The sequence below is a fragment of the Streptomyces sp. WAC07094 genome, assembly GCF_036320405.1.
GTDB classification, from domain to species: domain Bacteria; phylum Actinomycetota; class Actinomycetes; order Streptomycetales; family Streptomycetaceae; genus Streptomyces; species Streptomyces lannensis.
The window spans coordinates 7,674,709-7,692,905 of record NZ_JAVMJZ010000001.1 but is presented as its reverse complement, the minus strand read 5'-3'; the positions used below and the strand labels follow the sequence as shown (position 1 = coordinate 7,692,905).

General features: G+C 67.8%; 17 protein-coding genes. 13 read left to right on the top strand and 4 right to left on the bottom strand.

The window, feature by feature from the left end:
* Positions 1-54: 54 nt before the first annotated feature.
* Positions 55-768 (bottom strand): FadR/GntR family transcriptional regulator, encoded by a 714-nt coding sequence (locus RCR19_RS34380; RefSeq protein WP_331268661.1) that lies wholly within the window; start codon positions 766-768, stop codon positions 55-57.
* 304 nt (positions 769-1,072) lie between these two features.
* On the opposite strand from RCR19_RS34380, the gene RCR19_RS34375 reads away from it, so the two are divergent.
* The 6 genes from RCR19_RS34375 to RCR19_RS34350 all read left to right on the top strand — a co-directional run bounded on the left by RCR19_RS34375 (position 1,073) and on the right by RCR19_RS34350 (position 9,554).
* On the top strand, positions 1,073-2,380 hold the full coding sequence (locus RCR19_RS34375) for an enolase C-terminal domain-like protein (RefSeq protein WP_331268660.1): 1,308 nt from the start codon (positions 1,073-1,075) through the stop codon (positions 2,378-2,380).
* Positions 2,377-3,135 (top strand): SDR family oxidoreductase, encoded by a 759-nt coding sequence (locus RCR19_RS34370; RefSeq protein ID WP_331268659.1) that lies wholly within the window; start codon positions 2,377-2,379, stop codon positions 3,133-3,135. The genes RCR19_RS34375 and RCR19_RS34370 overlap by 4 nt, the downstream gene beginning before the upstream one ends.
* Before the next feature lie 104 nt (positions 3,136-3,239).
* The gene (locus RCR19_RS34365; RefSeq protein WP_331268658.1) at positions 3,240-4,316 is read left to right on the top strand and encodes a sugar ABC transporter substrate-binding protein; all 1,077 of its coding nucleotides are present in this window, start codon (positions 3,240-3,242) and stop codon (positions 4,314-4,316) included.
* Between the two features lie 20 nt (positions 4,317-4,336).
* Complete coding sequence (locus RCR19_RS34360) at positions 4,337-5,845, top strand: sugar ABC transporter ATP-binding protein (RefSeq protein WP_331268657.1); 1,509 nt, start codon at positions 4,337-4,339, stop codon at positions 5,843-5,845.
* Complete coding sequence (locus RCR19_RS34355; protein WP_331268656.1) at positions 5,838-6,899, top strand: ABC transporter permease; 1,062 nt, start codon at positions 5,838-5,840, stop codon at positions 6,897-6,899. The genes RCR19_RS34360 and RCR19_RS34355 overlap by 8 nt, the downstream gene beginning before the upstream one ends.
* Before the next feature lie 237 nt (positions 6,900-7,136).
* A complete protein-coding gene (locus tag RCR19_RS34350; protein ID WP_331268655.1) occupies positions 7,137-9,554 on the top strand; it encodes a glycoside hydrolase family 95 protein in 2,418 nt (805 codons plus the stop codon).
* A 179-nt stretch (positions 9,555-9,733) separates the two neighbouring features.
* Here RCR19_RS34350 and RCR19_RS34345 read toward each other — a convergent pair whose 3' ends face one another.
* Positions 9,734-9,895 (bottom strand): hypothetical protein, encoded by a 162-nt coding sequence (locus tag RCR19_RS34345; RefSeq protein WP_331268654.1) that lies wholly within the window; start codon positions 9,893-9,895, stop codon positions 9,734-9,736.
* Between the two features lie 170 nt (positions 9,896-10,065).
* On the opposite strand from RCR19_RS34345, the gene RCR19_RS34340 reads away from it, so the two are divergent.
* On the top strand, positions 10,066-10,350 hold the full coding sequence (locus RCR19_RS34340; protein ID WP_331268653.1) for a hypothetical protein: 285 nt from the start codon (positions 10,066-10,068) through the stop codon (positions 10,348-10,350).
* 188 nt (positions 10,351-10,538) lie between these two features.
* Here RCR19_RS34340 and ligA read toward each other — a convergent pair whose 3' ends face one another.
* Positions 10,539-12,584, bottom strand: coding sequence for an NAD-dependent DNA ligase LigA (gene ligA / locus RCR19_RS34335; RefSeq protein WP_331268652.1), 2,046 nt, complete (start codon positions 12,582-12,584; stop codon positions 10,539-10,541).
* A gap of 249 nt (positions 12,585-12,833) precedes the next feature.
* Between ligA and RCR19_RS34330 the strand changes: the two genes are divergently transcribed.
* The 6 genes from RCR19_RS34330 to RCR19_RS34305 all read left to right on the top strand — a co-directional run bounded on the left by RCR19_RS34330 (position 12,834) and on the right by RCR19_RS34305 (position 17,193).
* Positions 12,834-13,409: a TetR family transcriptional regulator gene (locus tag RCR19_RS34330; protein ID WP_331268651.1), complete on the top strand. Its 576-nt coding sequence runs from the start codon at positions 12,834-12,836 to the stop codon at positions 13,407-13,409.
* An 89-nt stretch (positions 13,410-13,498) separates the two neighbouring features.
* Positions 13,499-14,293: an SDR family oxidoreductase gene (locus tag RCR19_RS34325; protein ID WP_331268650.1), complete on the top strand. Its 795-nt coding sequence runs from the start codon at positions 13,499-13,501 to the stop codon at positions 14,291-14,293.
* A 106-nt stretch (positions 14,294-14,399) separates the two neighbouring features.
* Positions 14,400-14,666, top strand: coding sequence for a methyltransferase dimerization domain-containing protein (locus RCR19_RS34320; RefSeq protein WP_331268649.1), 267 nt, complete (start codon positions 14,400-14,402; stop codon positions 14,664-14,666).
* Positions 14,635-15,462: a methyltransferase gene (locus RCR19_RS34315; protein WP_331268648.1), complete on the top strand. Its 828-nt coding sequence runs from the start codon at positions 14,635-14,637 to the stop codon at positions 15,460-15,462. The genes RCR19_RS34320 and RCR19_RS34315 overlap by 32 nt, the downstream gene beginning before the upstream one ends.
* A gap of 192 nt (positions 15,463-15,654) precedes the next feature.
* Complete coding sequence (locus RCR19_RS34310; RefSeq protein WP_331268647.1) at positions 15,655-15,888, top strand: hypothetical protein; 234 nt, start codon at positions 15,655-15,657, stop codon at positions 15,886-15,888.
* A 33-nt stretch (positions 15,889-15,921) separates the two neighbouring features.
* Positions 15,922-17,193, top strand: coding sequence for an MFS transporter (locus RCR19_RS34305; RefSeq protein WP_331268646.1), 1,272 nt, complete (start codon positions 15,922-15,924; stop codon positions 17,191-17,193).
* Between the two features lie 395 nt (positions 17,194-17,588).
* Here the strand turns inward: RCR19_RS34305 and RCR19_RS34300 are convergent, their stop codons facing one another.
* Positions 17,589-18,167 carry a TIGR03086 family metal-binding protein gene (locus tag RCR19_RS34300; protein ID WP_331268645.1) on the bottom strand — a complete coding sequence of 193 codons (579 nt, stop codon included), beginning with the start codon at positions 18,165-18,167 and terminating at the stop codon, positions 17,589-17,591.
* Positions 18,168-18,197: the final 30 nt, after the last annotated feature.

Below are 18,197 nucleotides of genomic sequence, written 5' to 3'. Positions count from 1 at the left end.
GGCCCGGACACGGGGGGGATGACCAATCGATGGACCATGGTGCGAAAGGAACTGCTAGACGTTCACCACGTCCCTCGGGACGCCGCCGTTCGGCTCCAGGTGCTCGCGCAGCCACTGCTCGGTGGTGCTGACGTGCAGGAGCGCAGCGGCCTGGGCGAGGGGGGCGTCGCCGGCAGCCAGCGCCTGGTGGATCGCCTCGTGTTCGGCGACTGTGCGGGCGGCGGCGTTGTCGTCGACCAGACCGCGCCATACGCGTGCGCGCAGCGTCCGGCTGGAGATCCCTTCCAGCAGGGTGGCCAGGGTGGCGTTGCCGGTGGCAGCGACGACCGCCCGGTGGAACGCGGCGTCGTGCTCGTTGAGCCGCTCCACGTCGTCCCGGGCCGCCCGCATCGCGTCCAGGTGCCGCTCCACCTCGGCCAGTTCCTCGGCCGAGATCCGGGTGGCGGCCAGCCCTGTGGCGACCGGTTCGAAGAGGCGGCGTACCTCGGTCAGCTCCAGCAGGGTGTGGCCGCGCAGCAGTTCCACCGCTGACCCGATGCTGCTCAGCAACAGCTCCGGTTCGAGGCTGGTCACATACGTGCCGTCGCCCCGGCGGATCTCCAGCACCCGTGCGACTACCAGTGCCTTCACCGCTTCCCGCATCAGATTGCGGGACAGGCCCAGCTCCGCGGCCAGTTGCTGCTCGGGCGGCAGTTTCGCGCCTGGCGGTAGCTCGCCGGACTGGATGAGATCCCTGATGCGGTCGATGGCCTTGTCGGTCAATGACATGCGGCTGCTCCCTGCTCTTCGCCCAGGCGGTGGCAGCGTAGCAATACATCCCATCACTGCGGAAGAGATGGGATGACACAACCCTCACCCTGCACATGACGTCGATGTAAAAGCACAGGTGGGACGCGTCAATCCATACCTTTTTCTCCCGGGGTATGGACACTCGGACCGGCCGACTCTATAAATCCATCCCATGTCCAGCATCTGCTCTAGCAGAGAGGACATATTTTTGACACACGACGATGGGTGGTCACCATGGCGCCGAGACAGCACCGGACCCTCCAAGCCGAAGGTGCCGGGCCCGATGAGTGAGCTGATCAGCGCGGTCGAGGCCGTCGACGTACGGTTCCCGACTTCGCGGGAACTCGACGGTTCCGACGCCATGAACCCCGAGCCCGACTACTCGGCCGCGTATGTGTCGATCCGTACGAGCGTCGGGGACGAGGGATACGGACTCGCCTTCACCGTGGGACGCGGCAACGAGGTCGAGGTCGCCGCCGTACGAGCCCTGGCCCCGCTGATAGTAGGGCTGCCGGTGGAGGAGGTACTGGCCGATCTCGGCGGCTTCTCCCGGCGGCTGACCGGCGACAGCCAACTCCGCTGGCTGGGCCCGGAGAAGGGCGCCATCCACATGGCCGCAGCAGCGATCGTCAACGCCGTCTGGGACCTGTACGGGCGTCGTAGCGGAAAGCCGGTCTGGCGGCTGCTGGCCGAGCTCTCCCCGGAGCAGTTGGTCGACCTGGTCGACTTCCGCTACCTCCAGGACGCCCTCACCCGAGACGAAGCCCTTGACATCCTGCGCCGGGCCGAGCCCGGCCGCGCCCAACGCACAGCGGACCTGCTGAAGCACGGATACCCCGCATACACCACCACCCCCGGCTGGCTCGGCTACGACGACGAGAAGCTGGTACGGCTGTCCAAGGAGGCAGTCTCCGATGGCTTCGGGCAGATCAAGCTGAAGGTCGGCGCCGACCGCGGGGCGGACGAGCGCCGCATGCGGCTGGCCCGCGAGGCGGTCGGCCCGGACATCAGGATCGCCGTCGACGCCAACCAGGCGTGGGGAGTTCAGCAGGCGATCGACTGGATGGCGTCGCTCGCGCCCTACGATCCGTACTGGATCGAGGAACCCACCTCGCCGGACGACATCCTCGGCCACGCCGCCATCCGCCGGGCGGTGGCGCCGATCAAGGTGGCCACGGGTGAACATACGCACAACCAGGTGATGTTCAAACAGCTCCTTCAGGCGGGCGCGCTCGACGTCCTGCAGCTCGACGCCAGCCGCACCGCCGGTGTCACCGAGAACGTCGCCATCCTGCTGCTGGCCGCCAAGTTCGGCGTCCCGGTCTGCCCGCACGCCGGCGGGGTCGGACTGTGCGAGATGGTGCAGCACCTGGCGATGTTCGACTACGTGGCCGTCAGCGGCACCACCGAGAACCGTGTCATCGAGTACGTAGACCACCTGCACGAGCACTTCACCGCCCCGGTCAGCATCCGCGACGGCCATTACCTCGCCCCGTCCGCCCCCGGCATCAGCGCCCAACTACACCCGCGGTCACTAGCGGACCACCGCTACCCCGACGGCCCTGTGTGGAGCGGGGAGTCCGACAGATGAGCGCTCTCGAGTTCGCGGGACTGACAGCCCTCGTGACCGGCGGCGCCTCCGGCATCGGGCTGGCCACGGCACGCCTACTGGCTGTCCGTGGTGCCCGCGTCGCCTGCCTCGACCTCAAACCGGAGGACGTTCCCGAACCCCTCATCGGTATCCGCGTGGACGTCGCCGACGATGCGAGCGTTCGAGCAGCCGTCGAGGAGGCCGCGCGCGTGCTCGGAGGCATCGACATCCTGATCAACAACGCCGGGATCGGCGCCCAGGGCACCATCGAGGACAACACGGACGACGAGTGGCACCGGGTCTTCGACGTCAACGTCCTCGGTATGGTCCGGGTGACCCGGGCCGCTCTCCCCCATCTGCACCGTTCCGGCAGCGCGGCCGTCGTCAACACCTGCTCCATCGCCGCCACCGCGGGACTGCCCGACCGGGTGCTTTACTCAGCGACGAAGGGCGCCGTGCTCGCCCTCACCCGGGCAGCCGCCGCCGACCTCGTGCACTCCGGCATCCGCGTCAACTGCGTCAACCCGGGCACGGCCGACACCCCGTGGATCGGCCGTCTCCTGGACCGGGCCGCCGACCCAGCGGCCGAACGCGCCGCCCTCAACGCCCGCCAGCCCATGGGCCGTCTCGTCTCCGCCGAGGAAGTCGCCACGGCCATCGCCTACCTGGCGAGCCCACTGTCCGGCTCGACCACCGGCGCCGACCTCCCCGTCGACGGCGGCATGCAAGGCCTGCGGATTCGCCCGCGCGCCTGACCCCGCACCCCTTTCTCTCGGCTCTCACTCACAGCATCCGCACCCCACGCAGCCGGCTCCGCACACAGCCCGTCCACGTGACCCAGCAGCAAGGAGAACGAGCGATGAAGCTCAGAACCACCCGATACGCCTGTTTCGGCGCCCTCGCCACCCTGACCGTGACCGCGCTCACCGCCTGCGGCGGTTCCGGATCCGCGTCGGCCTCGGGCCAGGGCGGTGGTTCGGGGGTGATCGGGGTCGACTACCCGCGCTCGGACACCGACTTCTGGAACTCCTACATCAAGTACACCCCGCAGTTCGCGAAGGAACTCAAGCTCGACCTCAAGACCACCAACTCGCAGAACGACGTCGCCAAGCTCACCGCCAACGTCCAGACGTTCATCAGCCAGGGCGTCAAAGGCGTCGCGATGGCACCGCAGGACACCGCCGCCATCGCGCCCACCCTCGCGCAGCTGGAGGCGAAGAAGATTCCGGTCGTCTCGGTGGACACCCGTCCCGACACCGGAAACGTGTACATGGTCGTGCGCGCGGACAATCGCGCATACGGCGAGAAGGCCTGCCAGTACCTCGGGACCAAGCTGGGAGGCAAGGGGAAGGTCGTCATGCTCCAGGGCGATCTCGCCTCCGTCAACGGCCGCGACCGTACCGAGGCGTTCAACGCGTGCATGAAGAAGAACTACCCGTCCATCAAGGTCTTCGGTGAAGCCACCAACTGGGACGGAGCGGTCGCGGCGCAGAAGCTCCAGACCGACCTGACCGCGCATCCCGACATCAAGGGCGTTTACATGCAGTCCAGTTTCGCGCTCTCTGGCACGCTCCAGGTGCTCAAGCAGAAAAACCTGCTGGTCGGTCCTGAAGACAAGAAGCATGTGTTCGTCGTCTCCAACGACGGCATTCCCGAGGAGCTCAAGGACATCGCGGCGGGCCGGATCGACGCCACCGTCTCCCAGCCGGCCGACCTCTACGCGAAGTACGCCCTCTACTACCTGAAGGCGGCGCTCGACGGCAAGACGTTCAAGCCGGGCAAGACCGACCACGACAGCGCGATCATCAAGGTGCGCGAGGGCCTTCTGGAAGACCAGCTCTCCGCACCCCTGGTGACGGTGGACGGCGGCACCTACGGCGGGGTCCCCAGCCTCAAGAGCGACGACAAGTCCCTCTGGGGCAACAACCTCGGCTGACCGGAAGGCGGTACGCAGACATGGTTACGGCTCCGCCCGTCGCCCAGGCGGCAGGGATCACCAAGCGGTTCGGGTCCACGGTGGCGCTGCGCGACGCCGGAATCACGATCACCCCAGGGCAGACGCACGCGCTCGTCGGGCGCAACGGTGCGGGCAAGTCCACACTGGTCTCCATCCTCACCGGGCTTCACGCACCGGACGAGGGCACGGTGACGTTCGGCGGCGAGCCGGCCCCCAGACCCGCGGACCGTGACGCGTGGCGGCAACGTGTGGCCTGCGTCTACCAGAAGTCCACCATCATCCCGGGGCTGACGGTCGCCGAGAACCTCTTCCTCAACCGGCACGACCGCGGCCGCGGCGGCCTCATCAGCTGGCAAACGGTACGCGGAAAGGCACGCGAGCTGCTGCGGACCTGGTCGGTCGACGTGGACGTGCGCACCCCCGCGGGAGAACTCGACATCGAGCAGCGGCAGTTCGTCGAGATCGCCCGGGCATTGTCGTTCGGGGCGCGCTTCATCATCCTCGACGAACCCACCGCGCAGCTGGACGGTGCCGCGATCAACCGGCTGTTCACCCGGATCCGGGACCTTCAACGACAGGGCGTCACCTTCCTGTTCATCAGCCACCACCTCCAGGAGATCTACGAGATCTGCGACACGGTCACGGTGTTCCGCGACGCCCGGCACATCCTGACCGCCCCCGTGGCCGCACTGCCCCGCGCAGAACTGGTCGCCGCCATGACCGGCGAGGGCGCGACCGAGACCGCCAGGGCACGCCGTCGCCCCGCGGACACCTCGTCCCCGGATGTACTCACCGTGGAAGGTGCCGCTGTGCAGGGCGCGTACGAGGACGTGTCCGTCCGCATCCGCGCCGGGGAGATCGTCGGTCTCGCCGGCGCGGCGAGCAGCGGCCGTACGGAGGTGGCGGAGACGGTCGTGGGACTACGGGCCGCCGACAGGGGCACAGTGACGATCGGTGGGGTTCGTCCACGGTCCGGCAGCGTGGCCGCGGCGCTGAAAGCCGGGGTCGGCTTCGTCCCGCAAGACCGCCACCACCAGGGATTCGTGCCGGAGATGTCCATCGCGGACAACGGGACCCTGACCATTCCCGAACGGCTCGGTCCGCCCGGTTTCATCGAGGGACGCCGCCGGGACGCCTTCGCCCGCTCCATGATCGAGAATCTGGCGATCAAGACGCCTGGGCCGGAGCTGCCCGTCTCCGGGCTCTCCGGAGGCAACCAGCAGAAGGTCGTCATGGCACGGGCCCTGGCCAACGACCCCAAGGTGCTGGTGCTGATCAATCCGACCGCCGGCGTCGACGTGCGGTCGAAGGAGTTCCTCCTCGACAAGGTCGAGGAGATCGCCGAGTCCGGCACCGGGGTGCTCATCGCCTCCGACGAACTCGACGACCTGCGCATGTGCGACCGGGTCCTGGTGATGTTCCAGGGCCGTGTAGTGACCGAGAAGGCCGGCGGCTGGCACGACCACGAGCTCGTGGCCGCAATGGAGGGAGTGGACCTCGATGTCTGACAGTGCGACCGCAGCCGCCGCGAAGAGCCCGAACGGCGGGCAGCCGGACACCGCGAGCGAGCAGCCGGCCGCCGCGAAGACGGGGGAACGCAGAATCGCCTTCGCGCGACTGCGCGACTTGGCACTCATTCCCGCGATCATCGTCATGGCTATCGTCGGCCAGATCGTCAATCCGGTGTTTCTGCAGGCCGACAACCTGATCAACGTACTGCAGACCATGTCCGAGATCGCACTGCTGGTCCTCGCGCAGACCTTGGTGCTGATCGTCAAGAAGATGGACCTCTCCCTGGAGTCCACCGTCGGGCTCGCCCCCGGTGTCGCGGCCTGGCTCACCATCCCGGCGGGCGCGGCGCACGGGATCGGGCTCCTGCCCGGCGGCTGGTCCATCCCCATCACCCTGACGGTCGGCCTTCTGATCGGTGTGGTGAACGCCCTGTTCATCATCCGGTTCGGGCTCAACGGCTTCATCGTGACGCTCGGCATGCTGATCGTGCTGCGCGGCATCCTGACGGGCATCTCCGGCGGCCAGACCTTCTTCCAGTTGCCCCCATCGATGCTCTACCTCGGCACAGCCCAGTGGCTGGGCATGCCCGCCTCGGTGTGGACCTGCCTGATCCTGTTCGCCATCGGGATCGTGGTGCTCGGCTTCACCAGCTTCGGTCGCTCCCTCTACGCGATCGGCGGCAACGTCGACGCGGCGAAAGCGGCCGGCATCCGCACCGACCGGGTGCTGTGGATCGTCATCGTGACCGCGAGCGTCCTCGCCGCGCTGAGCGGCCTGCTGCTCTCGGGACGCCTGGCCTCGGTGGCCTCCGCCCAGGGCAACGGCTACATCTTCACCGTGTTCGCCGCCGCGGTCATCGGCGGTATCAGTCTCAACGGCGGCAAGGGCACCGTGTTCGGCGCGTTCACCGGCATCCTGCTGCTCTTCCTGATCCAGAACGTCCTCACCCTCGGGGGTGTCCCCGCGCAGTGGATCGGCGCCCTGAACGGCGCGATCATCCTGATCGCCCTGGCGCTGTCCCGCATCACCGGAGGCAAGGCACAGGAGTAGGCAGCGCCGCCTTCGCCAGGCATTCGCTCCTCCTTCGCCGCCGCCCGCGTCCGGCTGACCACACCGCGTCAGACGGCGGCGACCACGGCCGTCACGCCGACCTGCGTACCGGCGAGGCGAACTCCGGCCGGAAAGACCCGTACAGCAGCGAGCCCGCGTCAAGCCGCGCTCCCTGCCCTCCAAGTTACACAGACCCGAATGACCGGCCCCACCCGCGATCGAAAGGCAGGCATTCCCATGGAACGAAGAGAATTTCTCGTCACCTCCGCAGCCACCTCCGCCGCGCTCGCCGTCGGCCTCCCACCCGCTGTGGCGTCCACGGCGTCGCAGACCGCATCAGAAGCGGAGGATGCCGCCACGCCGGAGGCCTCGCGCCTCGCCTTGTGGTACGACGAGCCCGCAAGCCAGTGGCTGGAGGCGTTGCCGCTCGGCAACGGCCGCCTCGGCACCATGGTGTTCGGCGGAATCGACACCGAACTGCTCCAGCTCAACGAGGACACCCTGTGGGCGGGAGGCCCCTACGAACCCGCCAACCCCAAGGGCCTGGCGAACCTCCCGGAGATCCAGCGCCGGGTCTTCGCCGGCGAGTGGAACTCCGCTCAGGATCTGATCAACTCCACCTTCATGGGCAACCCGGTCGGGGAGTTGATGTACCAGACGGTCGGCAACCTGCGCCTGACCTTTCCGGACACTGGTGAAGTCAGCTCCTACCGCCGTGAGTTGGACCTGGACACCGCTGTGGCGACCACGACGTACGCCCGCAATGGAGTGGCATACCGTCGCGAGGTATTCGCCAGCCATGCCGACCAGGTGATCGTGGTGCGGCTGACCGCCGGCACGCCCGGTGTCCTGTCGCTCACCGCCGCCTTCGACAGCCCTCAGCAGGCCCAGACGTCGTCCCCGGACCGGATCACCGCCGCCCTGGAAGGGACGGCGCAGACACGTGAGGGGGTCACCGGCCGCGTCCGCTTCCGCGCCCTGGTCCGAGCCCGCACCGAAGGGGGCACCGTACGCAGCGAGAACGGCACGCTCACCGTGGACGGGGCTGACGCGGTGACCCTGCTGGTGTCCGTCGGCACCAGCTACAACGACTACCGGGACGCCTCCGGCGACCACCGCGCCCGCGCCGAGCGCCCTCTGAACGCCGCCGCCGACACCCCGTACGGACAGTTGCGCTCCCGGCACGTGCGCGACCACCGCGCCCTCTTCCGCCGGGTCACGCTCGACCTCGGCGCCACGGCGGCGGCCGACGCACCGACCGATGAACGGGTGGCCGCGTTCACCCAGGGGGATGACCCTCAACTGGTCGCCCTGCATTACCAGTTCGGCCGCTACCTGCTTATCGCCTCCTCCCGTCCCGGCACCCAGCCCGCCAACCTGCAGGGCATCTGGAACGACCAGCTCTCCCCGCCCTGGGATTCCAAGTACACGATCAACATCAACACGGAGATGAACTACTGGCCCGCGCCCACCACCAACCTTCTTGAATGCTGGGAGCCGATCTTCGCCCTTCTCGACGACCTCGCCCAGGCCGGACAGAAGACCGCCAGGGTGCAGTACGGCGCGAACGGCTGGGTCGCCCATCACAACACCGACGCCTGGCGCGGCACCGCGCCCGTGGACGGTGCCTTCTGGGGCATGTGGCCCACCGGCGGCGCCTGGCTGGCCACCTCCGTATGGGAGCACTACCGCTTCACCGGCGACAGCGAAGCCCTGCGCCGCCGGCTGCCCGTCGTCGAGGGAGCGGTCCGCTTCTTCCTCGACGCGCTCGTCCCCGACCCCACCACCGGCTACCTGGTGACCTGTCCGTCCGTCTCGCCCGAGAACGCGCACCACGCCGGCGTGTCCGCGTGTGCGGGCCCGACGATGGACAACCAGATCCTGCGCGACCTCTTCGACGGCTACCTCGCCGCCTGCACGGCGCTCGGCACGACGAGCCCGTACGCCGACCGGGTGCGCGAGGCACGCGCCCAACTGCCGCCCATGAAGATCGGTGCGCTGGGACAGCTGCAGGAGTGGCAGCAGGACTGGGACGCGGGCGCGCCCGAGCAGCAGCACCGCCATGTCTCCCACCTGTACGGCCTGCACCCCAGCAACCAGATCACCAAGCGCACCACCCCGGAACTCTTCAAGGCAGCTCTGAAGACGCTCGAGATGCGTGGGGATGACGGCACCGGCTGGTCCCTAGCCTGGAAGATCAATTTCTGGGCGCGCTTGGAAGACGGCGCTCGCTCCTACAAGCTCCTCACCGACCTGCTCACCCCCGACCACACCGCCCCGAACCTGTTCGACCTGCACCCGCCGTTCCAGATCGACGGCAACTTCGGGGCAACCGCGGGCGTGACCGAATGGCTGCTTCAGTCCCACACCGGTGAGGTCCACCTGCTGCCCGCCCTGCCTACGCAGCTCCCCGAAGGCCGGGTCACCGGCCTCCTCGCCCGCGGCGGCCTCACCGTCGACCTCTCCTGGAGCGACGGCGCTCTGGCCCACGCGCACCTGGCAGCGCGTCAGAGCGGCACCGTCCGACTGCGCACCACCGCCCCGGTCACTGTGCACTCCACGGGCGGCGCTCACACTGAGGTGAAACGCCCCGAAAGCACTGTCGCCGTGTTCGAGGCCAAGGCAGGCCGGGAGTATGTGATCACGCCGCTCTGACACCTTGGGGGCGCCGTCTGCATCGCGCCTGTCGATGGAGTCGGGCGCGGCGGCGCCCTCACGGAGGCGGCTAACGCACGAAGAGCGCTGGAGTCGAGGACAGCACCGATACCCATGTCCCGGCAGCTCGCTACGGGCCCTGGCTTGGACGGCGCCGTAAGACTGCCAGCTGCAGGCGCTCAACGGCCAACGCCGGGAGAACGGGTCTCGTCTTCGCAGAGAAAGGCGCCACACGGCAATACCTCCAGCCCGGGAATCGCCTTCGAACGCTTCAACATCACGGATTTCGCCGAGTTCAACAACACGCCGCGGTTGATCCGGTCCGGATAGAGGGTGACCATCGCCTCCGACAAGTCCTGATGTCCGGCGGCCTTCTCGGCGGCGAGGGCGAACTGCTGGATGTAGCGGCGGGCGCGCGCGATGTCGCCAACGCCTGAGCCAAGTCCGGAGTCATGGTCCGCAACGACATGACCAAGGCAGGAAGTTCGCCGTCACCGCCCGCAACGGCGTCGTGTTCGAGTGGGACGCCAACGGCGACGGATACCTGGACACCGACGCCCGGGCCGGCGTCGACATCTACCGTCCCATCTGGGTAAAGCTCACTCGATCGGGCACCTCGTTCAGCGCCTTGTACTCCTACGACGGTGCCAACTATGTCCCGATCGGTCAGCCCGTGACGTTGGCCTCGGCCGCAGCGAAGCAGGACGCGGGAATCTTCTCCACCTCCCACCACGCCGCCCAGTCAGCGATCAACCAGTTCGACTCCGGCGCCGTCACGGCTGTGACGGCGCCATAGGTGCCGCTCACGGTGGATCGGCAATAGGCGCGGCGAGGTGACCTGGAGGCGCGCCGGCTCATACGCGCATCGATCGGAACTGTAGGGAGATCTCGGCAAGGCGGAAGGAGGCTCCTATGCCGCCTCGGCCGGCGTCAACGTCAGGAGGCGCAGGTTCAGACGGCCACCTGACTTCGGTGAAGGGGTGCTCAGGCAAGGTAGTCGGCGATCAGCGCGGCGAACTCGTCCTCGGTGAGCACCCTGGTGCCGAGCTGCTCGGCCTTGGCCAGCTTGGACCCGGCTCCCTCCCCTGCGACGAGGATGGTCGTCTTCTTCGACACGCTGCCGGAAGCCGTCCCGCCCGCGCGCTCGATGAGCTCGTTCATCTCGTTGCGGTTGCGGCCGGCCAGCGCCCCGTGCATGCCTCCCGTGACGACGACCGCCTCGCCGGCCAGCGGCCGACTTCCCGTCTCCGTATCGCCGACGCTGGGCTCCACCATGTTCACCCCCGCCTTGGCCAGCTTGTCGATGACCGGGCCCAGCGCGGCGATGTGAGCCGCGATCTTCGGGGCGTTCGCGCCAGGAAGCTTGTTGACCTCCGCCAGCTCATCCGGTGTGGCAGCCCGGATCGCGTCCATCGTGCCGAAGTGACGGGCGATCTCCCGCGAGAGCGTCCTACCGGTCCGCACGACGCCCAGCGCGCAGAACACCCTGTTCAGCGGCTGCTCCTTGGCCTTGGCGAGCTGGACCAGCAGCGCGTCGGCGCGCTTGTCGCTTCCGGTCGCCTCGGCAAGCTGCTTCTGACTCAGGAAGAAGAGATCGGCGGCGTCGTCGACCAGACCCGCGTCGACGAGAGTCTCCAGATAGGTGACGCCGAGGCCGTCGATGTCGAGTTGGTCGCGACCGACGGCGTACTTCAGGGACGGCAACTTCCCGCATCCACCGCTCGCCCCGCCCGCGCACTCCCACCGCTCACCGGACTTGTCGATGTCCCCGCCGCACCCCGGGCACGCCTCGGGCAGGAGGATGTCGGTCTCCTCGCCCGTACGCAGCGCCACCACGGGCGCCTCGACGCGGGGGATGATGTCTCCCGCCTTGTAGAGCACGACCGTGTCGCCCACCTTCAGGCCGCTGTTGCGGATGAAGGCGGGGTTGTGCAGCGTCGCGTAGGTGACAGTGCTGCCGTCGACCTCCACCGGCTCCAGCACGGCGCGCGGGGCTATATGACCGGTGCGGCCGACGTTCCACTCGACCGCGAGGAGCTTGGTCTGCGCCTCCACGGGCGGCAGCTTGTAGGCGATGGCCCAGTGCGGGTGGCGTGTGCCGAAACCGGCCGTCCGCTGCTCGGTGTAGTCGTCGGCCTTGATGACCACCCCGTCGATCCCGAACGGCAACTCGGCGCGCAGCTGCTGGATCTCCTCGACGCGGGCCTGCACCTGGGCGAGAGTGCCATACACGCGCAGCCCGACATCGGTGGCGGAGGTGGTCTGCACGCCCAGCGCGGCGACCTGGTCCATGACGGCCTCGTGGCCGGTGCCGGTCAGGAAGTCGACGCCGTCCAGCGCCACCGCTCCGTAGGCGAAGAAGGTGGTTTCGATGGTGTACGGCCGGTCCTTGGCCCGCAAGGTTCCGGCCGTGCCGTTGCGCGGGTTGGAGAAGACCTTCGCGTTGTGCGCGGAGCGGATCTCGTTCGCCTTCTCGAACTGGTCCCGGGTCAGCAGTACCTCACCCCGGATCTCCACGGTGGCGCCGCCGGGGACCTGCGTGGGCAGGCCGACGATGGAGCCGATCGCGTGGCTGAGGTCCTCGCCATGGGTGCCGTTTCCACGTCCGACGAGCTGCACCAGGCGCCCTTCACGGTAGCGGGCCGCCATCGCGGCTCCGTCCAGCTTCGGCTCGACCGCGTAGCCGCCCTCCACCGGGTGGTCGATCCGTCTGGCCAGGGACGCGTCCCACTTCGTCAGGCCCTCGGCGTCGAAGACGTTGTCGAGGGAGAGCATGGCCACGGTGTGCGCCACATCGCCGACCGGGGCCACGCCACCGCCGACCTTCCCGGTGGGGGAGTCGGCCCGGACGTGGTCGGGGTACGCCTCCTCGTAGGCGGCGATCCCGCGGGCAAGGGCGTCGTAGGAGGCGTCGTCGAGAGTGGTGTTCCCGTCCTGGTAGTACGCCGCGCTTGCGGCAAGGGCCTGCTCGACCGCGTGGTCGTAGGCGGCACGGTCGGTCAGCGAAAGGGCAGGTGCGGCTGTCGTCATGCGTTGATCCTTGCGTGGGGGTCTGACAGTGAGGATTCCGCACGCCTCCACAAGGCGCTGCGCCGGCAGTCGCCCACGCGGCAACCGTGGCCATCGCCCGCCATCTGTCGTGGCCTGCGCCGGGCGCAGTTCACCGGGCGACTCAATCGTTGCAGCTCAGGGGGAACACGCCTCGCGGGTGCGGGGCAGATGATCACGACGCCCTCTTTCTGTATTGACCAATCCAGAAAGGGTGCTAGGCTTCCCGGCATGGCACGGATCAGGGAGTTTGACGTCGACCAGGCGGTCGACCGCGCGATGGACCTGTTCTGGCGTCGCGGCTACGCCGAGACGTCCCTGCAGGATCTGCTCAAAGAACTGTCCATCGGGAGCGGCAGCTTTTACGCGGCCTTCGGCTCGAAGGAACAGCTCTACCTTCGCGCCCTCGATCGCTACTCCGCTCTCCAGGCGGACGACCTGGTGGAGATCCTCGAGCAGGCGACCGAGATCCGGCCCGCGGTACGACAGATCCTCGGCGCCATGATCGAGGCCGATCTGGCCGACCCCACGCGCGGATGCCTCGTGGTCAACACCGCCACCGAGTGCGGCAACCAACCTCCGGCCGCCGAACGCGTTGCCGCAGCGATGAGACACGTCGAGTCGTCACTTGCAGGAGCCCTGGAGCGGGCGAAGTCGCGGGGCGAATTGTCGGCGGACAAGAACCCGGTCGAGCTGGCACGCTTCCTGACCACATTCGTCCAGGGCCTCCGAGTCGTCGGCCAGGCGCGTCTTGGCCGCACCTTCACCGAGGACGCCCTCACCGTGGCGATGCGCGCCCTGGACTGACCACGGGCGCGCCCCGACTCACAATCCCGTGAGCCGGGCCGCCGCTTGCCAAAATTGTGTATCAATCAATCCACAAAGGAATGCTCATCATGGAACTGCATCTCAAGGACAAGGTCGCCGTTGTCACCGGAGCCAGCAAGGGCATCGGCCTGGCCGTAGTCGAGGCGATGGCCCGCGAAGGCGTCCACGTCGTCGCCGGCAGCCGCCGCTCCACACCCGAACTCGATGCACTGGCCAAGACCTACGACGTCACGGTCGTGCCCGTCGACCTGGCAAACCCGGAGGGGGCCGAGACCCTGGTCCGACAGGCGGCGGAGCGCCACGGCCGGATCGACATCCTCGTCAACAACGTCGGCGCTGCCGAACCCCGCAACGGATTCCTCGAGGTCAGCGACGCCGACTGGCAGCGGATCTTCGACGTGACCTTCTTCAGCGCCGTGCGTGCCAGTCGCGCCGCGCTCCCCCACCTGGCCGAGGCCGAAGGCGCGGCAATCGTCAACATCGGCTCCATCAACGCGCGGGCACCTTTCCCGATGGTCGTGGACTACTCGGCAGCCAAAGCCGCGCTGACCAACCTGAGCAAGTCGCTGTCCGAGGAGTTCGCGCCGAGGGGCATCCGCGTCAACGCGATCTCTCCCGGCCCCGTGCGCACACCGTTCTGGACGGCTCCGGGTGCTTTTGCGGACGCCACGGCAGCAGCAGCCGGCACCACGGCGCAAGAGGCGCTGGACGTTGTGGTGCCCCAGAGCATGGGCATCACCTCGGGCCGTATCACCGAGCCGCAGGAGGTCGCCGACCTCACCCTCTTCCTGGCCTCACCGGTGGCAGGAAACATCAACGGAGCCGAGGTGGTCATCGACGGCGGCCAGATCAAGACCCTCTGACCCGGTCGACGAAATCGTCGGCAACTCCCGCGGCGCGGCTCGCCCCACTCCGGTCCATGCATGGCGCACACGTGCCACATGCAGCGATGCAAGGCCGCAACCACCGATGAACCTGACAACTGCCATTCAGCAACTGGAGACAAGCATGTCCGTAAACGAATCGATCACCCCCGAGCCGATCCTTCGTCTGGGTCTGGGATTCATGGCTTCCAAGACACTGCTGAGCGCGGTGGAGTTGAACATTTTCACCGTCCTCGCTCGCGGCGGTCGAGATCGTGCATCCATCGCCGCCGAAGTGGGTCTCCACCCCAAGATCTTCCGCAGACTTCCTCGACGCCCTGGTGTCGCTGAACCTGCTGAACCGCGACGATGAAGGCATCTACCGCAACAGCCCCACGGCCGAGATTTTCCTGGACCGGGCCAAGCCCTCCTACGTCGGCGGAATCCTGGAAATGGCCAACGCCCGTCTGTTTGGCTTCTGGGACAACCTCACCGATGCCCTGCGAACCGGCACCCAGCAGAACGAAGTCACCCACACCGGGGCCCCGTTCTTCGCGACGCTCAGCCAAGACCCCCTCGCGTGGCGCAACTTCCTCAACGGCATGAACGGTGTCAGCACTCCCCTGGCCGGAGCACTCGCCTCCGACTTCGACTGGAGCGGCCGACAGCACGTGGTCGATCTCGGTGGTGCTCTGGGGGCCGTACCCGCAGCAGTGCTGCAATCCCACCCCGAGATGACCGGAACCGTCCTCGAACTGCCACCGGTACGCCCCGTGTTCGAGGAATTCGTCGCCAGGCACGGCCTGTCCGACCGCCTCTTCTTCCACGGCGGCGACTTCTTCTCCGACCCCCTTCCTTCTGCCGACGTCTACGTCATGGGGCAGATTCTCCACGACTGGAATCTCGAGCAGCGCCAGTTCCTGCTCCGCAAGGCCTATGACGCCCTGCCCGACGGGGGCACACTGATCGTCTACGACGCCATGATCGACGACGACCGACGCCACAACACCTATGGCTTCATGCTCTCGCTGAACATGCTCATCGACACAGAAGGCGGATCCGAGTACACCGTCGCGGATGCGACCGACTGGCTGGCAGAAGCCGGCTTCTCCAAGGTCAACTCTCGACCCCTCATCGGCGGATACACGGCCATCTACGCCACCAAGTGATCCACCTGGAGCACGCAGTTGAGCTGGGGCGTGAGAACGATCCCGAAAACGGGCACATCGTGCCGTTCTGACCCTCGATCCATCGGGTGAAGGACGGCTCGTGGACGGAGAAACAGGAAGCGGTGCCGGCTGGCCTGGGATGATGGGAGTTCCTACGCCCACACCGGTCCCACGAAACAAGGCACCTGCGAATTGAAAGTCTCGCACAGGCCCACGGAGCTGTGCGCCGCGTTCGACGCCCCCGACCTGGTCGCGCATGCCGGGCTGGTTCCCACGATCCGGCTGGCCGAGCGGTGCGGTCTGTCCTCGCTGGTCGCCGAGAAGGTGAAGCTCGCCGGTGCGGGCAACGGTTCCCGGACGGGCGGCCCAATATCCTGCGCGAGTAATGGTTGGAGGTTCCGGTCGGCGGCGGAGGCCCAACACTGATGATCACCGGAGTCACCAGGGGGAGCCCGCAGCATGACCGGCACCACGGAGGCCCTTGGCGGGTCGGCTGCGCTCGACAGTGCAGCACGAAGTGTCACGCGCCCGTTCTACGTATACGCCGTGCTCGCCAACACGCTGTTCCAGCGCGGCGTATTCGTCCTCTTTCTTCAGCAGCGAGGCTTCTCCGCCGGGCAAGTGGCCTTACTGCAGACGCTGCTCTACCTGGTCAGCGGACTTGCGGAGTTGCCGACGGGGGTCATCGCCGACCGGATCGGCAGGCGTGCCAGCATCGTGGTCGGCCAGGTGCTGATAGCCGGATGTCTGCTCGGTCAGGTGGCATTCACCAACTACTGGGTGTTCCTGGCGCTGTTCATCGGGCAGGGCGTGGGCATGGCGTGTGTGTCCGGTTCGGACACCGCCCTGCTGTACGACCTGCTCGTGCGTCGTGGTGCAACGGCCGGCTACGTCAAGATCAAGTCCCGATTCACCATGCTCGGGACGGTCACCTCAGGGGCCGCCATCGTCCTCGGCGGCCAACTGCAGCAGATTTCCTGGGGGGTCGTCTACGTCGGTTCGGCGGCGTGCCTCGTCCTGGCCGTGGTGGTGCTCATGTCGCGGGTGCCCGAGATCCGCGGCGCGGACGCGGTGGACGAGCAGGACGGGGCCGAGGATCAGCACGGCGATGCCACAGCATGGCGGGCGATGCTTCGGGTCGCCACGCCGGCGCTCGTGACGCTTGTCGTGGTGTCCGGCCTGATGCATGCGACTTTGACGCCGTACATCATTTTTACTCAGAAGACCCTCTCCGATCAGGGAGCGGGCACCGCATTGGTCAGCGTGGTCGTCTCGGCGGGATTCTTCGCCGGCGGGCTCATTCCGCTGCTGTCTGACCGCGCGGACCGGAGCATCGGGTATCGGGTCATCGTCCCGGTGTCTCTCCTGACGCTCGCCGTGGCGCTCGGCCTGAGCGGCCTCGGCCTTGTCTGGGTCACCATCGCCGCGTTCCTGGTCCTGGTCGGGATTCCCGAGATCACCGCCGTGATCGTGGACAACGTGTTCAACGAGGCCGTGCCGTCGCGCCACCGGGCGAGCCTGCTGTCGATGATCGCATTCGTGGAGTCGGCGCTCATCGGCACTGGCTATCTCGTCCTCGGCGTGCTCATGGACGGACTGGGCTCCAGTGTGGGCATGGCCGCCTACGCCGCGGTCCCCCTGCTGGCATGTCTCCTGTGGCTCCCGGTGCTCTTCCGAGGGGCACGGGTGGTCACGGAGATCGAGAAGCCCGCCGACAAGAAGGCATCCTGAAACAGACCGTCTTGAGCGACGCCCCTGCGCGATGGTAGGGGCGTCGCTTGTCGGCCCTGTCGATCGTGGACGGGAAAGTGGCCGGCGCGGACGGCATCGACGTGCTGGACGTGCGCCACGGCGGGCTATCCCGCCTGTTCGGCGGCGTGCGTGCCCCGTCCACTCGAACTGTGTTCCCTTCACCGGGGACCAAGCGCTCGACGCGCTGCGCCAACAGGTCCGAGCGTGCCTCACCCTCGCCCGGACACGGCGCTTGGGTACTTCGACTGCCCCCTCCGGGCGCGCGACACGGCTCGTGGGGAAACGGACCAGCCGGGCGGCGTAAAACTTGCCCTACTTCACAGGGCCCGTGGATTGCGGTCCGCACCTCAGGGGATTGCTTGCGCCCCCTTCACTTACGCAGCCGGGCGCTTCCATGACGGGTCACGGCCCGCCATTCCCAGCGCCCGGTCAAACAACGGCGCCGTGGGCGACACGCTGACCTCAGGGCCGAACACCCCGTACTGCCTAGCCATGTCGGCCTTGCCGGCGATGTCCTTGTACAGCACTGCGGCGAGTTCGTCGTCCACGTTCAGTTTCTGCCCGGTGGCCACCGCCAGGTCCCAGCCATGCAGCAGCCATTCGCCCAGCACGATCGTACCGATGAAGGGTGCCGGCATCCGCCCGCTCCCGGTCAGCGCCGTCTCGCCGACCCATGCCTCCGGAGCGCTCCAGACGGCGGCGGTCGCCGCCGACCGGGCGGCGTAGGCCTCGGCCCAATCCGGCTCCGCGATGAAGGCGTGTCCCTCAGCCACTTCGTTCTGTGCCTGCGGGGGCTGCTTCAGTCCCGCGGCGTGCCCTCGCACACCGGTCAAGAAGATCAGGTGATTCAGGAGTGCCCCGACCTTCAGCTCCGGACACGGCGTGCACTCGTCGAACGCGTCCGGCCCGATCCCTCGGACGATGTCCACCGCCGATTCGGCGGCTCGGGCCATCACAGATCTCGTCTCCACGTCATCCCTTCC

Bases quoted from the DNA above. Each gene is read 5' to 3' on its own strand.
- RCR19_RS34380 (WP_331268661.1), bottom strand. From the start codon at position 768: ATGTCATTGACCGACAAGGCCATCGACCGCATCAGGGATCTCATCCAG.
- RCR19_RS34375 (WP_331268660.1), top strand. From the start codon at position 1,073: ATGAGTGAGCTGATCAGCGCGGTCGAGGCCGTCGACGTACGGTTCCCG.
- RCR19_RS34370 (WP_331268659.1), top strand. From the start codon at position 2,377: ATGAGCGCTCTCGAGTTCGCGGGACTGACAGCCCTCGTGACCGGCGGC.
- RCR19_RS34365 (WP_331268658.1), top strand. From the start codon at position 3,240: ATGAAGCTCAGAACCACCCGATACGCCTGTTTCGGCGCCCTCGCCACC.
- RCR19_RS34360 (WP_331268657.1), top strand. From the start codon at position 4,337: ATGGTTACGGCTCCGCCCGTCGCCCAGGCGGCAGGGATCACCAAGCGG.
- RCR19_RS34355 (WP_331268656.1), top strand. From the start codon at position 5,838: ATGTCTGACAGTGCGACCGCAGCCGCCGCGAAGAGCCCGAACGGCGGG.
- RCR19_RS34350 (WP_331268655.1), top strand. From the start codon at position 7,137: ATGGAACGAAGAGAATTTCTCGTCACCTCCGCAGCCACCTCCGCCGCG.
- RCR19_RS34345 (WP_331268654.1), bottom strand. From the start codon at position 9,895: ATGGTCACCCTCTATCCGGACCGGATCAACCGCGGCGTGTTGTTGAAC.
- ligA (WP_331268652.1), bottom strand. From the start codon at position 12,584: ATGACGACAGCCGCACCTGCCCTTTCGCTGACCGACCGTGCCGCCTAC.
- RCR19_RS34330 (WP_331268651.1), top strand. From the start codon at position 12,834: ATGGCACGGATCAGGGAGTTTGACGTCGACCAGGCGGTCGACCGCGCG.
- RCR19_RS34325 (WP_331268650.1), top strand. From the start codon at position 13,499: ATGGAACTGCATCTCAAGGACAAGGTCGCCGTTGTCACCGGAGCCAGC.
- RCR19_RS34320 (WP_331268649.1), top strand. From the start codon at position 14,400: ATGAACCTGACAACTGCCATTCAGCAACTGGAGACAAGCATGTCCGTA.
- RCR19_RS34305 (WP_331268646.1), top strand. From the start codon at position 15,922: ATGACCGGCACCACGGAGGCCCTTGGCGGGTCGGCTGCGCTCGACAGT.
- RCR19_RS34300 (WP_331268645.1), bottom strand. From the start codon at position 18,167: ATGGCCCGAGCCGCCGAATCGGCGGTGGACATCGTCCGAGGGATCGGG.